This window comes from Marinobacter sp. V032 (assembly GCF_052645435.1).
Genome location: NZ_JBQXYE010000001.1, coordinates 256429 through 271761 on the forward strand (window position 1 = coordinate 256429; position 15333 = coordinate 271761).

A 15333-nucleotide genomic window follows, 5' to 3' on the forward strand; every position below is an offset into this window, starting at 1 on the left:
TACTGCCGTGACCCGTACAACACAATAATAACGAGACAGAAGGCACCTCGACATGACCACGAGCACTCCTGAAAAAAACACCAGCGCAGGCCTCAAGCCCAGCACCATCCGCATCGGTCGCCGCTATCGTGCCAGCCGTATTGACGACGATTATGATGCCATCGTGATTGGTTCCGGCATCGGAGGCCTCACCACAGCGGCCTGCCTGTCAAAGGCCGGCAAGAAGGTGCTGGTGCTGGAGCAACACTACACGGCCGGCGGGTTTACCCACAGCTATGCCCGGAACGGCTATGAGTGGGATGTGGGCGTGCACTACATCGGCGATATGGGATCGCCCAACACACTGGCTCGCAAACTGTTCGATTACATTACGGACGGCCAGCTCAAGTGGGCACCAATGGACGAAACCTACGACCGGTTCTATCTCGGCGATAAAATCGTCAACCTGAAAGCAGGCAAAGAACAATTTCGGGCATCGCTGGTCGAGGCCTTTCCGGAAGAAGAAAAAGCCATAGATGCGTACATTCGGTTGCTGGGTAAAGTGTCGTCGGGTATGCAGATCTACACCATGTCCAAGCTGGCACCCACAATGACAGCTCCGCTGGTCGGCAAAGCCGTCAGCCTCGCCCTGCCCCGTTACTTCAATCAAACCACTTACGAGGTACTCTCGGGACTGACCGATAACCAAGCCCTGATCGGCGCGATCACCGGCCAATGGGGCGATTGTGGTGTCACCCCGAAGCAATCAAGTTTCCTGATTCATGCGTTGATCGCCAAACATTATGTTCACGGCGGCTACTACCCGGTCGGCGGGGCATCGGAGATGGCCAACACTATTATTCCGGTGACTCAGCAGGGCGGCGGCGATGTTTTCACCTACGCCGATGTCACCAATATTCTGGTCGAAAACGGACGCGCCTGTGGCGTTCGCATGGCCGATGGCCACGAGATTCGCAGCGAGCTGATCATCAGTAATGCCGGCGTCATCAATACCTTTGAAACCCTGTTACCTGAAGCCGCCGTGCGTAAAAGCGGTTACCCCCGCACGCGCCAGACGATACAGCCGTCGATGTCCCATATCGGGTTGTATATTGGCTTCAAAGGCACGGCAGCGGAGTTGGGGTTGCCGAAAACCAATTTCTGGATTTATCCGGACGAACACCACGACCGCAACGTCGAACGTTTTCTGGATAACACCAACTCCGAGTTCCCGGTGGTCTACATCTCGTTTCCGTCAGCCAAGGACCCGAGTTATCTGAGCCGCTATCCCGATACCGCTACCGTCGAAATCGTCGCACCCACCACCTACGACATGTTCGCACAGTGGAAAGACGACACCTGGGGCAAGCGCGGCGAGGAATACGAGCAGCTCAAGCAGGTCGTCACCGACCGCCTGCTGGAAAAACTCTATGAAAAACTGCCCCAGTTGCGGGGTAAAGTGGACTATGTAGAAGCCTCGACGCCGCTATCGACGGACTGGTTCTGCCGCTACAGCCGCGGCGAAATCTACGGCCTCGACCACACGCCGGAACGATTCGACCAGACCTGGTTACGGCCGAAAACCCGTATCCCGGGGCTCTATCTAACCGGACAGGACATTCTGACCTGTGGCGTGGTGGGTGCGATGATTGGCGGTCTGGTAACAACGTTGTCGATACAGGGCGTGAAAGGTGCGGGGCTGGCAAAGCGGATATTTGTGGATAAGGCAGGCACAACACAAGCTGAACCCGGCCTGGTTTAATCCTGATTTCTGCCGGAGAGAGCACTGATACGCCCCTCTCCGGCAGAGAGTCATCAGAACCGGAATTGAGGCCCTACTGACAGGATGTGCAAATCTGTTTCACCCGTGGTTTCATCATCTCCGATATCGGGGATGAAATCCCAATCCAGTCGCACTGAAACATTATCAGTCACGTTGTAAAGGGCGCCCAGACCGGTGCGAAAACTGACACCACTTTCTTCTTCATCACCGACGATCATCATCCCGGAACCACTGATATAGCCTTTTGAATCATAGTTCCAGGCCACGATCCCTGCCTTGGCAAACAGCCGGAAGTCGTTATCCCGCGAAGTACCGAACAGCATTGTGCCGTCAAAGGCCTGATAACCACTGGCAAGGGATGCAGACGCTCCGAAGGCCGAGCCTGACGCTTCAACGTCATCGACGAAGGTAAACCCTACTTCGCCACCAATATATTCGCTGAACGATGCACCGAAGTAGGCGCGCACTGCCAGCGACTTGTCGTCACAGCTAAGTGGCTCAAGATCGTCGCAAAAGTCGGTGGCAATTGATTGGCCTACCGATACCCCGGCATAAGGCATGGCTTTTGACTTGGCTTCGTCAGCCTGGGCTGTCGTCATAAAAGCCAGGCTACCTAGAACCAGACCACTCGCGCGCAGCATTTTTCTTCCTGTCATGGGAATCCTTTTTTATGTGTGGTGCTATATCGCAACCTGATCATTCAGGGAGGCGATATTTTAGCGGGTTGCCAAGGTCGAGGCTTCCACACTGACAGGGAAAAATGTAAAAACCTGTAATTTATTCAGCAACATGCACCGCTGCAGGACTCGTCACCCGAACAGTCCACAGACTGGCCTCCCTAGCCCGCATCCGGCGTGTGGCGCTGGAGTCCGGAGCGCAACACATCAGCAGCGTATGCCCATCGGGGCCACCCAGCATGCAGGCGAATACGCCCAGGCCAGCCGGTGCCTTAATCTCGGCTGTAATCCCGCCGCCTTCGGCAACGCGAATACAACGCTGATTAAAGGCGTCAGCGATCCAGATCTGGCCATCACGATCCAAACAGCAACCATCAGGCCCGACCGCAAGCTGCTTCAACAGTTCGGCCCGCGGGCCGGGTTCAGGCTTGTCACCGAATGCGGCCCAGTCCCGACGCTCCGTCAGTTCGCCATTTTCAGCGATCGTAAATGCAGTCATCCGGTTGCCAAAGGTCTCACCAACGACCAGGGTGCTGGCATCGGGCAGAATCACCATACCGTTCGGAAAAGCGAGGTCTTCTGCAGCGAGTGAGACATTGCCTTCGGGATCCAGGTGCACCAGTGCAGCCGGACGCATTTCCTCACCACCCATCAGATCAAACCCGAAGTTGCCGACCCACGCTGAACCGTCGGCGGCTACCACCATGTCGTTGGCATGGCCGGTCGCATAGCGGCTGATATCGGCATGGGTCGTCAGCTTGCCATCCGGCCAACGGCGAAGTACCTGATGGTCCCGCATTGAGACCACCAGCAAAGAACCGTCCGGCATCCACCCCAACCCTGATGGCTGGGATGGCACGTCCAACACTTTCTCAAGCTCACCCCCAGCAGGCGATAGCGTATAGACCGCCTGGCGATAGAAGTCCGACACCCACCAGCGACCATCGTGCCAGCGCGGACCTTCAAAAAAGGTGCCGCCGTCGGCCAGTAATTCCGGAGAATCTGTCATGCTGAGCTCCCGTCCATTTACGATGTCAGAAAACCACCGAGACGCTGGCGAATGATTGATTCGGCATCGCTCATGATGCGACTGATCAGGTCATCACAACTGGGGATATCATGAATCAGGCCGGCCACCATGCCGCAGCTCCAGGCGGCGGCATTCATTTCGCCTTCCTGCAGTACTTTGCGTCCCTGAACACCGGTCACCAGGTGCCGAATATCCTCAATACCTATCGCATCACCCTTGAGTTCTTCAATCCGGATGATTTCATCGACCGCGGCATTTTTCATGACCCGCTCGGTATTGCGCAGGCCGCGCATGATCAACCGGGTCTGCAACTCGTCGGCATCCACTATGGCCTGTTTGACGTTCTGGTGTACCGGTGCATCCTGGGTGGCAATAAAGCGGGTTCCCATGTTCATACCTTCCGCGCCCAGCGCCATTGCGGCCACCAGACTACGGCCGTCCGCCATGCCGCCGGACGCAACAAAGGGAATCGTAAGTGCTTCGGCAGCGCGGGGCAGCAGGATAAAGTTGGGGATATCATCCTCCCCGGGATGCCCGCCACACTCGAACCCATCAACACTGACCGCATCACAGCCAATCTTCTCGGCCTTGAGTGCATGGCGCACTGAGGTGCACTTATGGATGACTTTGATCCCTTCAGCTTTCAGGCTCGGCATGTACTGCTCCGGACTGCGGCCTGCCGTTTCCACTGCCTTCACACCGCCCTCAATAATGGCCTGAATGTACTCGGGATATGGCGGTGCATTGAACGATGGCAGGAACGTCAGGTTCACCCCGAACGGCTTATCCGTCATTTCCCGACAACGCGCAATCTCTTTTGCCAGATCTTCCGGGGTCGGCTGGGTCAGTCCGGTAATGATGCCCAGTCCGCCTGCATTGGACACGGCAGCCGCCAACTCGGCAAAACCAACATGATGCATACCACCCTGGATAATCGGATGCTGGATCTGGAATAGCTCGGTAATTCTGGTTTTCACAGGACACCCCGTTTTGATTTTTCGCGCGTATGTTTTATTTATTGAAACGTGATTTCATTATTCATAGCACGCAACAGGAATCAATGGGAGTAAGACGACACCGGATGCCAGGGATGATCGAGGGTTAGCGAAATGCAGCAATGAGACGTGAAAAGAGGGGAAAACGACTCAATCTCCGACGTATACCTGCGTTTGGTTACGACCCGCTGATTTCGCCTGATACAGGGCCTGGTCTGCTTTTTTCAGCAGCACCAACCGTTCGGCACCATGCTCCGGATTGATCGCAATACCAGCAGAAAACCCCACACTTGCAGGCCCATCCGGGCCGAAGGAACGCGCTGAAAACGTGTTTCGCAGCGTTTCCAGCCGAGCCACGGCGACGCTGACAGGCACCATCGGCAGGATCAGCAGAAACTCTTCGCCGCCGTAACGACAGGCGACGTCCATATCCCGGGTCAGGGCCAGTAGCTCCTCACCGAACGCTTTCAGGACCTGATCACCCACGTTATGGCCAAAGGTATCGTTCACACGCTTGAAGTAATCAATGTCGATCAGGCACAGGCATAGCCCGGCATCGGTTCGCGCCGAGCGGGACAATTCGCGATCCAGCGCTTCTTCCATCAAACGACGGTTGAACAGCCCGGTCAAAGGATCCCGTATCGATTCTTCTTTCAGGGTCTGGCGCAGCACTTCGTTCTGCTTAAGCTGCTCTCGCAGATCGGCTTCCACCCGTTTGAGATCACTCACATCCCGAAATACATATATGTGACCCTTCAACTCTCCCCGCCACCCTGTGAGCGCTGTTTGCTGGACACTGAAATGCAGGTCCGAGTTGTCAGCTGCCTGCAACGTAACGTCCATGCGCTCTGCCTGCACCGGACCCGTGCGGGTATTCAGAAACGGAAAACTGTCGAGAATATTGATGCCGGCCCGGAGCCGGCTGATCGGCGTCAGCATGCCGTCCGCCGCACGGTTGAAGTCAGTTAGCCGGTAGCGGGCATCGGTGACCAGCACCCCGTCTTCCATGCGCTCAACTATCGTGGCCCTCGCCACCGGCAGCAGCCTCAGTAGCCCCTCATGCCGAATGCAATAGAACATCACAATCGCTGAAACCAGAAAACCAAAGGACGAGATATCGACCCGGTGCAGCGGCTCAGGCAACAAATGGAAAATAGAGACCAGGTTGGCCACCAGTGGCATCTGGGCCGCAATCAGCAGCAGGATAGCCTGCCGGCGATAAACCGGTGACGCGGTGAAAATAAACCGTATCAGGAGCAGCTGTGCGAACAGGCTGATGGCGTAAGAGTAGAGCGTGTGCAGCCAGAAAGCCGGGCCCCCGACAAATGTATCGTTGTGCCCGGTCTGAAAACCGCCAAGAAACAGATGGTGCTGGCTATCAGTTGCCACCATAACCAGCGTCAGAACAGGCACAACCGAGAGCAGCAGCAGGAACCGGGGGCCGATTCTCTGCCTGCTCCCGGTATATTGAAGCATGAAAACCAGCAAACCGGCCGGGACGACAACAGCACCAACAAATAGCGCCTTGAACCAGAACAGCGGGTCTTCAAAAAGACGGAGTGTGTATTGGGGATAGTAGGAGTTCAGCAGCTGCATGGCATAACAAAAGGTCCACCAGCTCAGCGCGATCATCTGAACACAAACGGCTATTGCACAGGTATTTGTCCGGCGAAAAAAAGCCAACAGGGCAATCAGGGAAGTGCCCAGGCCGGTAGCAAACAACGCCGCAATAAATAGGATCATAACCTGCCAGAAAACGGATACGTTAAAACGTCAATAGACTAGACACGAAGTGATCTGAGTTATAGGTAATTTTTGTGAGGAATGTATACTCAATATAACCACAACAATAGCAAGCAGCTCCAAACTGTGTTTTTGCAGGGATGATATTTTGGCTAGATATTCGAGCAGTACCGGCGACGCTCCCGTCCGTGCGCAGCGGGCTACTCCTGACGACGCCTTCCGAAAAGCCCGGGAACACTGGCTGAAAGGACGAAAAATTCACCTGGCGTCTCTGGCGGAGGAACTGAATATTGGCCGGGCCACGCTATTCCGCTGGGTAGGTAACAAGGATCTGCTGCTGGGAGATGTGCTCTGGTCCCTTTACGACCCGATTCGAAAATCAGCACTCAGTGAAACCCCCGGCGAAGGGATCGATTACGTTGTGGGTGTTTACCGCACCATCAATCTGACACTGCTCAATGCGGAGCCCGTGCGGCGATTTATCAGTCACGATCCGGAATATGCGTTGCGTATTCTGACCTCAGCGAGCTCCACCGTTCATAGCCGTACCGTGAATGCCAATACCCAGCTACTCAGGAGCGAGCAGGACAAAGGGCGGCTCAAGCTGCCCATGAAGCTGGAAAGCCTCTCCTACTTCATGGTCCGCCTGGCGGAATCCTGCCTTTACAGCGATGTCATCTGCGGACGTGAGCCGCAACTCGAAGAACTTGAGGAATCCTGCAAGGCCGTTCGCATCCTGCTGGGCGGCAGCGTTCAGAAGTAGCCCTGCGCTAATGCCTCACTGACGCCACCGCCGTTTTTTGCCAGACAATAAAAAGCCCCGGGTGTTTCCAGCCGGGGCTCAGTACTGATGCAGCCAGATCAGCCGGGGCGCTGAATGATCGCCATGGTAATCCGGGAAATACACACCAGCTTGCCGGCCTCGTCTTCAATCCGGATTTCCCAGACCTGGGTGGTGCCACCAATGTGTTGAGGCCGCGCCGTGCCGTACACCCAGCCCTTGCTCATCGAACGGATGTGGTTGGCGTTGATTTCCAGCCCCACACCTGCCTGACCCGGCTTTTTGAGACAGCAATTGGCAGCAACACTACCCAGCGTCTCGGCCAGTAACACCGACGCGCCGCCGTGCAAAATGCCTGCAGGCTGAATGGTGCGCTCATCCACCGGCATTCTGCCCCTGAGGAAATCATCCCCTACTTCTGTAAACTCGATACCGAGCGTCGTTACCGCGGTGTTTGCGGACTGTTCGGTAATGGCCTCAATCGTCGGTTTTACTGTCCAGATACTGCTCATTCGATGCGCGCTCCCATAGCTAACTAATCAAAGTTGAAGAGATCGTACCTCAAGAAACTCCTCGAGTCCCCACTTACCGAACTCCCGGCCCACGCCTGAGTAACCGAATCCGCCAAAGGGTGCCAGCGGGTTAAACGCGCCACCATTGACGAACACCTGACCGGTGCGGAGCTTTCCGGCAACGGCTTTCGCCTTGGCTGCATCGCCTGACCAGACAGCGCCGGACAGGCCGAAGTCAGTGCCATTGGCAATACGGATCGCGTCTTTTTCATCCTGATAAGGGATCACGCAGAGTACCGGGCCAAAGATTTCTTCCTGCGCCAGACGGCTATCGGGCTTAACCCCGCCAAATACGGTGGGCTTCACAAAATAGCCCTTCTCGCAGCCTTCCGGTTTTTCGGCGCCGCCAGCGACCAGCGTCGCGCCTTCTTCAAGACCGATGCGGATATAGTCGAGCACCTTGTCGCGCTGCTGCGCAGAGGCGAGCGGCCCCACACGGGTGGTGTCTTCCAGCGGGTTACCCGGCACCATCTTGGCGATAACGCCAGCTGCCAGTTCGCAGGCTTCATCGTGCTTGTCCGCAGGCACCAGCATGCGCGTCAGCGCGGTGCAGGTCTGCCCGGAGTTGAGCAGACAGTTGTTGATGGTGCCTTTGACCGCTGCCGCCAAATCCGCATCCGGCAGGATAACGGATGCGGATTTGCCGCCCATTTCCAACGCATAGCGCTTGAAATCGTCCGCCGCCGCATGGGCGATCAGGTGACCGGTGCGGGTTGACCCCGTGAACGACACCATCCGCACATCCGGATGCTTGATCAGGGTATCGCCCACTTCTTCACCCAGGCCGCACACCACGTTGAACACGCCGGCAGGCAGGTCCGTCTTGTCGATAATTTCCGCCAGAATGTAGGCACTGGACGGAGCAATTTCACTTGGCTTGAGCACAATGGTGCAGCCCGCAGCCAGGGCGGGTACGACTTTCAGGATGACCTGATGCAACGGGTAGTTCCACGGGGTGATACACCCCACAACACCGACCGGGGCATACTGGACCTCGGAGTTGCCCACCTGCTCGCTGAATTCATAGGCTGGCAGCATGTCGAGATACGACTGGGTAATCGCCACCGGCAAGCCGGCCTGAATCTGACCCGCCATTTTGATCGGCATGCCCACTTCACGGCAGATAACCTGGGCAATCTCAGGTGCACGCTCCTTGAGACCGGCCAAAAGCTGCTCGAGCACTTTGGTCCGTTGTTCAACAGTAGACTCGGACCAGCTATCAAACGCGTCGTGGGCAGCGGCAATGGCACGTTCCATATCACTTCGGCCAGCCGCAGGCACTTTCGCCATTACCTCACCGGTACCGGCTTCATGGACATCAATGGTGTCGCCTGACCAGGCTTCCCACTGGCCGTTAATGTACAGCTTGCTTAGGTCGTTCATGACTCTCTCCCTGGTTGCGGATTGTTGTGAGACACCTCGGGTGCTCATTCAAATACAATCACGCCACGTGCATTTTTACCTGCCACCATATCGTCAAACGCCTGGGGCGCTTCGTCGATGCTGTAGGTCTTGGTAATCAGTTCATCCAGCTTCAACTTGCCCATGTTGTAGAGGCCGAGAATCCGCGGAAAGTCATACTGAGGCCGGGCAGAGCCCAGCCAACTGCCCTTGATCGTGCGCTCATCAGCAGGCATCGACAGGGTACCGAACTGGGTTTTGTCTTTCGGATCAGCCACACCCACCACGACTGTCGTGCCGCCACGGGCCAGGCACTTGTATGCCTGTGCCACAACAGCACCGGCGCCTACGCATTCAAAGGCGTAATCAACACCCCCCTCCGTCAGCTTTTTCACCGCTTTCGCCGCGTCTTCGACGTCATTGATATTAACGGTATGGGTAGCGCCGAATTCTTTGGCCATTTGCAGCTTGCTGTCGCTGGTATCAACCGCAACGATCATTTCCGCACCGGCGGTATGACAGCCCTGAATCGCGTTGAGCCCGACACCTCCGACACCGAACACGGCTGTGCGCGAACCCGGCTCAACCTTGGCGGTATTAAATACCGCGCCGACACCGGTCACCACTGCACAACTCACCAGTGCGGCCTGCGGCAGCGGCGTGGCAGGATCGATCTTGACGGCGTTATCCACGTGCAAGGTCGCGTATTCCGCCATGACTCCGCAGGCACCGAATACGTTGAGGTCGTTGCCGTCCTTGTCCTGTGTTCGCACGGTGCCATCCGGCAGGGTGAACATCGCCTTGCGCGCATTTTCACACAGCACCGGGCGCCCACGGACGCACTGGCGGCACTTACCACACATGGAGATAAACGAACTGACCACGTGATCACCTTCCTTGAAGGCGGTGACCCCTTCCCCCACTTCGATCACAATGCCGGAGGCTTCATGGCCCAGCACCAGCGGAGGCGGATACTGGATCTTGCCGGTGGTGGCGGACAAATCACTGTGGCAGACACCGCAAGCGGCAACCTTGATCGTGATTTCATTCTTCCGGGGAGCAGCAACCTGAATGGTCTCTACGGTAATGGGTTTACCCCATTCCCGACAGACCACAGCTTTCGATTCACGCGTCATTGTCTATCTCCTGATTATTATGTTTAGAGCAGGGTATTCAGAAGCACTCATCCGCCATATCAAGCGCGGTCCCGTCGACTTCCTTGAGCAATTCGGACAGGGACGATACTTTCGGCAACTCATAACGGGCAAAGAAATCGCACGCCTTGAGTTTGCCAAGATAAAAATCAGCCGTCTGGGGCCCGCCGGTATCGAGCCCGACCTGCGCAGCCTGAGCCTGACGCAACCACAACCAGCCTACGACGACGTGACCAAAGGCTTCAAGATAGAGCGAGGCGTTGGCCAACGCACGTTCCGCTTCACCCGCGCCGCGCACCGCACTGATGGCATCAGTGGCGCCGACCAGATCGTCAATCGCAGATGCCAGGCGACCAGCGTTATCTTTGAGCGATGGAATTTCAGAAGCTTCGGTGATAGAGCGCCGCATCCGTTTAATCAGTGCCTGGTAATGCGCTCCGCCCGCCATCGTGACCTTGCGCCCCAGCAGATCCAGACCCTGAATGCCGTGGGTGCCTTCATGGATCGGGTTGAGGCGATTATCGCGGTAAAACTGCTCTACCGGGTATTCGCGGGTGTAGCCATAGCCCCCGTGCACCTGGATCGCCAGGCTGTTCGCTTCCAGACAAAACTGCGATGGCCATGATTTGATCAGCGGGGTCAGCAAGTCAAGCAAGCCAGCCGCTTCGGCACGATCCGCTTCATTCTCGCCATAGCGCTTCTCATCCACCAGTCGCGCACCTTCAAGACACAGTGCCAGCCCACCTTCAACGTAGGCCTTCTGGGTCAGCAGCATGCGGCGGATATCCGCATGGCGGATGAGTGGCACCTGATCGGTCAGCGGATCCTTGTCACCAAAAGGACGGCCCTGCTTGCGATCACGGGCGTAGTCGAGCGCGTGCAGATAGCCGGTGTAACCCAACATGACGGCACCGAGACCCACGCCAATACGAGCCTCGTTCATCATGTGGAACATACCGGCCAGGCCGTTGTGGGGCTCGCCCACAAGATAGCCAACTGCACCCTCTTTCTCGCCGAAGTTCAGCATGGTCGAGGTGGTGCCGCGATAGCCCATTTTATGGATCAGGCCCGCCAGTGCGACATCATTGCGCTCCCCCAGTGACCCGTCATCATTGACCAGTACCTTGGGCACAATAAACAGGGAGATGCCTTTCACACCCGGAGGCGCATCCGGCAGGCGCGCGAGGACCATGTGAACGATATTATCGCTCAGCTCATGATCACCGGCGGAGATGAAAATCTTGTTGCCTTTGAGACGATAACTGCCGTCACCGACCGGTTCGGCGCGGGTGCGCAGATCACCAAGCGATGACCCGGCATGAGGCTCGGTCAGGCACATGGTGCCGAAAAAACGGCCTTCCAGCATGGGCCCGGCGAAACGCGCTTTCTGCTCATCACTGCCGTGAGCGAGGATCAGATTGGCCGCACCTAACGTCAGACCGGCGTAGGCGTGTGTCCCCACGTTCGCGCCCTTGAGCATACCGCTGCACATCTGGGCAACAGCGACCGGCAGTTGCATCCCGCCCAGTTCAAAGCTCTGGCCGGCTGCGATCAGACCCGTCTCGCGAAGCACATCCAGCGCCCGCTTGACCTCCGGGCGCATCACCACTTTGCCGTTCTCGAAACGCGGCTCTTCTTCATCGACCAGACGGGCGTGGGGAGCAAACGTCTCCACCGCCACCTTCAAAGCGAGATCAAGCGCCGCCTGCAAGGTTTCGGTGCTGTGTTCGGCGTAACGATCAAACCGCAGCAGATCTTCCGTCTTGTGCAATTCGAATAACTGGAACGCCAGATCCTGAGTGTTGATAACATGCTGTTGCATGGCAGCGCTCCGCTTTATACGACTTCGAACAGACCCGCAGCGCCCTGACCGCCACCGATGCACATGGTGACCACCACATATTTGGCACCGCGACGCTTGCCTTCAATCAGCGCGTGGCCGGTCAGACGCGAACCGGTGACCCCGTAAGGGTGACCGATCGAAATAGAGCCGCCATTGACGTTCAGTTTTTCCATCGGAATATGCAGCTTGTCACGGCAGTAGACGACTTGCGACGCAAAGGCTTCGTTAAGCTCCCACAAATCAATGTCGTCCATGGTCAGGCCGTTACGCTCAAGCAGACGCGGAATGGCATAAACCGGGCCGATACCCATTTCATCAGGCTCGCAGCCTGCAACCGCAAAACCGCGGAAGATGCCCATGGGCTCGATGTTGTGCTTCTGGGCATAGGTGCCGTCCATTACCAGACACACCGACGCACCGTCGGATAACTGGCTGGCGTTGCCGGCGGTGACGAACTGATCCTCGCCCCGCACCGGGTTAAGTCCCTGCAGACCTTCGAGCGTGGTATTGGGGCGATTGCATTCGTCGCTCTTGAGGGTGATGTCTTTTTCGCTCACATCACCGGTCTCTTTGTCTTTGACCAGCATGGTGGCATCAAACGGCACGATTTCGTCGTCGAACTTGCCGGCTTCCTGCGCCGCAGCGGTGCGCTGCTGGCTGATCAGCGAGTATTCGTCCTGCGCTTCACGGCTCACGCCGTAACGCCTGGCCACGATATCCGCGGTTTCGATCATCGACATGTACAGCTCTGGCTTGTGCTTCATCAGCCATTCGTTGGTCGCACGGAACTGGTTGATCTTGTCATTCTGAACAAGGCTGATGGACTCAACGCCACCGGCAACCATGGCCGGTACTTTTTCGGACAGCACCCGCTGGGCCGCCAGGCTGATCGCCTGCAGACCGGAACTGCAGAAGCGGTTAATCGACATACCCGCAGTCGTGACCGGCAGCCCCGCACGAATCGCGGCAAGACGCGCCATGTTTTTGCCCTGCGCACCTTCATGGAAAGTCGCGCCAAGAATCACATCTTCAACGATGGCCGGATCAATTCCTCCACGCTCAACAGCGTGCTGAATAACGTGCGCTGCCAGATCAACACTGTGGGTATTGTTCAGCGCTCCGCGATAGGATTTGCCAAGCCCGGTTCGGGCAGTTGAAACGATAACGGCATCAGACATGGACGTGTCCTCATTGGGAATATTGTGTTTATTGAAGAGGCGACGGACGATTCGGGGCCAACGCCACGAACCGGCCGTCTTGCACTAAAGACGTGAAATCAAAGGCTACCGAAGGTCTTGCCTTCACCCGCCAGACGCTCCAGCAGACTTGAAGGCTTCCACTGATCGCCGCCCAGCGTGTCGTGGAACTTGCGCACGGTGTTGTAGATGGATTCGATACCAACCTGATCGGCCCAGAACATGGGGCCACCACGATAAGCCGGGAAGCCATAACCGTAGATCCAGACAATGTCGATATCCAGAGCGCGGGCCGCAATGCCTTCTTCAAGGATCTTGGCGCCTTCGTTGATCATCACGTACATGCAACGCTCAAGGATTTCCTGATCAGTGATCTCGCGCGGTGTAATGCCCTGCTCCTTGCGGAACTCGGCAATCAGCTCGTCCACTGCCGGGTCCACAACCGGCTTGCGGCTGCCTTCTTCGTACAGGTAAGTACCGGCCTGGGTTTTCTGCCCCAGACGGCCCTGTTCCGCGAGCTTGTCCATCCAGCTTGCCGGAATGTCTTCGCCCGCCTTCCGGCGCTCTTCACGAATACGGTAGCCCACATCAATGCCCGCGAGATCCGACATCGCGAATTGCCCCATCGGGAAGCCGAGATCGGTCAGCACTTTATCGACTTGCTGAGGCGATGCGCCTTCATTGACCAGCTTGATCGCTTCGGCTCCGCGCTGATGCAGCATGCGATTGCCAACGAAGCCATAGCAGTTGCCCACCAGCACACTGACTTTCTTGATGCGCTTGCCAATTGCCATAACTGTCGCTTTGACTTCGTTTGAAGTCTTGCTGCCACAGACGTTTTCCAGCAGCTTCATGACGTTGGCAGGACTGAAGAAGTGCATCCCCACCACGTCTTCCGGGCGAGTTGTTGCAGAGGCGATTTCGTCGATATCCAGCGTTGAGGTGTTAGACGCCAGGACCGCGCCCTGCTTGCAGATCTTGTCCAGCGTGCCGAAGATTTCCTTCTTCACGCCCATGTTTTCAAACACGGCTTCGATCACCAGATCCACGTCGCTGAAGTCTTCATAGGCCAGCGTTGGCTTGATCAGCGCCATGCGCTCTTCAACCTGCGCCTGGGTGATACGCCCTTTTTTAGCGGAGTTTTCATAGTTGCGACGAATGATCGCCAGGCCTTTATCCAGCGCTTCCTGCTTGAGCTCGAGCAACAGAACCGGAATGCCGACATTGGCAAAGTTCATCGCGATACCACCACCCATGGTGCCGGCGCCGATAATGCCGACACTATTGATATCGCGCACTGGCGTATCTTTTGGCAGCCCCGGCACCTTGGACACCTGGCGCTCGGAGAAAAACGAGTGAATCAGGCCCGCACGCTGGGGTGATTCCATGCATTCCATGAACAGTTCACGTTCGCGCTTCATGCCTTCGTCAAATGGCAGGGTAAACGCCGCTTCGACTGCATCCACACACTTGAAAGGTGAGAACAGACCCCGTGCTTTCTTTTCCAGACCCGCGCGGAACTGGCTGAAGATATCGCTGCCTTTTTCGGACGCAACCTTGCCTTCCACATCACGCACCCGGCGCGGGCCCTTGCCATCGGCAACCGCCTTCTCGGCATAGGCCAGACCAACGGCCTTCACATCGTCACCCGCTTCCACGGCATCCACGATACCGTTGGCCAGCGCATCTTTGGCGCTCGCGAAATCACCTGTAGTGATCATTTCAAGAGCTTTCTGAGCACCCGTCAGGCGTGGCAAGCGCTGGGTACCGCCGGCACCCGGTAACAGGCCAAGCTTCACTTCAGGCAGACCGACCTTCGCACTTTCAAGTGCCACCCGGTAATGACAGCCCAGCGCCAGCTCCAGACCGCCGCCCAGTGCCGTACCATGAATGGCCGCCACGATGGTTTTCTCGCTGTTTTCGTATTCAGCAACGACTTCAGGCAACCCCGGACTTTGCGGCGGCTTGCCAAATTCAGTGATGTCAGCGCCGGCAACGAAGGTGCGGCCATCACAAACCAGCAGGAGTGCTTTTGCATCCGCGTCTGCCTGGCCCTGCTTGAGCGCGTCAAGCAGGCCAGAGCGCACGGCATGACTGAGGGCGTTCACAGGCGGGTAGTTCACGGTGATCACACCGATGCTGCCTTGACGTTGATAATTTACGACCTCGGACATATCTC

General features: G+C 56.9%; 12 protein-coding genes. 2 read left to right on the forward strand and 10 right to left on the reverse strand.

Features of this window, described 5'->3' with window-relative positions:
* The first annotated feature begins 52 nt into the window (after positions 1-52).
* Positions 53-1741 (forward strand): phytoene desaturase family protein, encoded by a 1689-nt coding sequence (locus ACUN9X_RS01185; protein ID WP_445471937.1) that lies wholly within the window; start codon positions 53-55, stop codon positions 1739-1741.
* 53 nt (positions 1742-1794) lie between these two features.
* Here the strand turns inward: ACUN9X_RS01185 and ACUN9X_RS01190 are convergent, their stop codons facing one another.
* The 4 genes from ACUN9X_RS01190 to ACUN9X_RS01205 all read right to left on the reverse strand — a co-directional run bounded on the left by ACUN9X_RS01190 (position 1795) and on the right by ACUN9X_RS01205 (position 6207).
* Positions 1795-2418: an outer membrane beta-barrel protein gene (locus tag ACUN9X_RS01190; protein WP_445471938.1), complete on the reverse strand. Its 624-nt coding sequence runs from the start codon at positions 2416-2418 to the stop codon at positions 1795-1797.
* A 121-nt stretch (positions 2419-2539) separates the two neighbouring features.
* A complete protein-coding gene (locus ACUN9X_RS01195; RefSeq protein WP_445471939.1) occupies positions 2540-3448 on the reverse strand; it encodes an SMP-30/gluconolactonase/LRE family protein in 909 nt (302 codons plus the stop codon).
* Between the two features lie 17 nt (positions 3449-3465).
* Positions 3466-4446, reverse strand: a complete 981-nt coding sequence (locus tag ACUN9X_RS01200; RefSeq protein ID WP_445471940.1) for an NAD(P)H-dependent flavin oxidoreductase — start codon at positions 4444-4446, stop codon at positions 3466-3468.
* A 168-nt stretch (positions 4447-4614) separates the two neighbouring features.
* Positions 4615-6207: a GGDEF domain-containing protein gene (locus tag ACUN9X_RS01205; protein ID WP_260036955.1), complete on the reverse strand. Its 1593-nt coding sequence runs from the start codon at positions 6205-6207 to the stop codon at positions 4615-4617.
* Positions 6208-6355: 148 nt separating this feature from the next.
* Here ACUN9X_RS01205 and ACUN9X_RS01210 point away from each other — a divergent pair, with 148 nt between their 5' ends.
* On the forward strand, positions 6356-6970 hold the full coding sequence (locus ACUN9X_RS01210; RefSeq protein WP_260036956.1) for a QsdR family transcriptional regulator: 615 nt from the start codon (positions 6356-6358) through the stop codon (positions 6968-6970).
* Positions 6971-7068: 98 nt separating this feature from the next.
* Here ACUN9X_RS01210 and ACUN9X_RS01215 read toward each other — a convergent pair whose 3' ends face one another.
* The 6 genes from ACUN9X_RS01215 to ACUN9X_RS01240 form a co-directional block, all read right to left on the reverse strand.
* Entirely contained in the window at positions 7069-7500 is a 432-nt protein-coding gene (locus ACUN9X_RS01215) for a hotdog fold thioesterase (protein ID WP_260036958.1), read from the reverse strand.
* A gap of 27 nt (positions 7501-7527) precedes the next feature.
* Positions 7528-8943, reverse strand: a complete 1416-nt coding sequence (locus ACUN9X_RS01220) for an aldehyde dehydrogenase family protein (RefSeq protein WP_260036960.1) — start codon at positions 8941-8943, stop codon at positions 7528-7530.
* A gap of 44 nt (positions 8944-8987) precedes the next feature.
* The gene (locus ACUN9X_RS01225; RefSeq protein ID WP_445471941.1) at positions 8988-10097 is read right to left on the reverse strand and encodes a zinc-binding dehydrogenase; all 1110 of its coding nucleotides are present in this window, start codon (positions 10095-10097) and stop codon (positions 8988-8990) included.
* 37 nt (positions 10098-10134) lie between these two features.
* A complete protein-coding gene (locus ACUN9X_RS01230; RefSeq protein WP_445471942.1) occupies positions 10135-11937 on the reverse strand; it encodes an acyl-CoA dehydrogenase in 1803 nt (600 codons plus the stop codon).
* Positions 11938-11951: 14 nt separating this feature from the next.
* Complete coding sequence (locus ACUN9X_RS01235) at positions 11952-13136, reverse strand: acetyl-CoA C-acyltransferase (protein ID WP_445471943.1); 1185 nt, start codon at positions 13134-13136, stop codon at positions 11952-11954.
* 98 nt (positions 13137-13234) lie between these two features.
* The gene (locus tag ACUN9X_RS01240) at positions 13235-15328 is read right to left on the reverse strand and encodes a 3-hydroxyacyl-CoA dehydrogenase NAD-binding domain-containing protein (protein WP_445471944.1); all 2094 of its coding nucleotides are present in this window, start codon (positions 15326-15328) and stop codon (positions 13235-13237) included.
* Positions 15329-15333: the final 5 nt, after the last annotated feature.

Coding starts and splice junctions, on each gene's coding strand:
- ACUN9X_RS01185 (WP_445471937.1), top strand. CDS start 53: ATGACCACGAGCACTCCTGAAAAAAACACCAGCGCAGGCCTCAAGCCC.
- ACUN9X_RS01240 (WP_445471944.1), bottom strand. CDS start 15,328: ATGTCCGAGGTCGTAAATTATCAACGTCAAGGCAGCATCGGTGTGATC.
- ACUN9X_RS01190 (WP_445471938.1), bottom strand. CDS start 2,418: ATGACAGGAAGAAAAATGCTGCGCGCGAGTGGTCTGGTTCTAGGTAGC.
- ACUN9X_RS01220 (WP_260036960.1), bottom strand. CDS start 8,943: ATGAACGACCTAAGCAAGCTGTACATTAACGGCCAGTGGGAAGCCTGG.
- ACUN9X_RS01195 (WP_445471939.1), bottom strand. CDS start 3,448: ATGACAGATTCTCCGGAATTACTGGCCGACGGCGGCACCTTTTTTGAA.
- ACUN9X_RS01225 (WP_445471941.1), bottom strand. CDS start 10,097: ATGACGCGTGAATCGAAAGCTGTGGTCTGTCGGGAATGGGGTAAACCC.
- ACUN9X_RS01230 (WP_445471942.1), bottom strand. CDS start 11,937: ATGCAACAGCATGTTATCAACACTCAGGATCTGGCGTTCCAGTTATTC.
- ACUN9X_RS01235 (WP_445471943.1), bottom strand. CDS start 13,136: ATGTCTGATGCCGTTATCGTTTCAACTGCCCGAACCGGGCTTGGCAAA.
- ACUN9X_RS01215 (WP_260036958.1), bottom strand. CDS start 7,500: ATGAGCAGTATCTGGACAGTAAAACCGACGATTGAGGCCATTACCGAA.
- ACUN9X_RS01205 (WP_260036955.1), bottom strand. CDS start 6,207: ATGATCCTATTTATTGCGGCGTTGTTTGCTACCGGCCTGGGCACTTCC.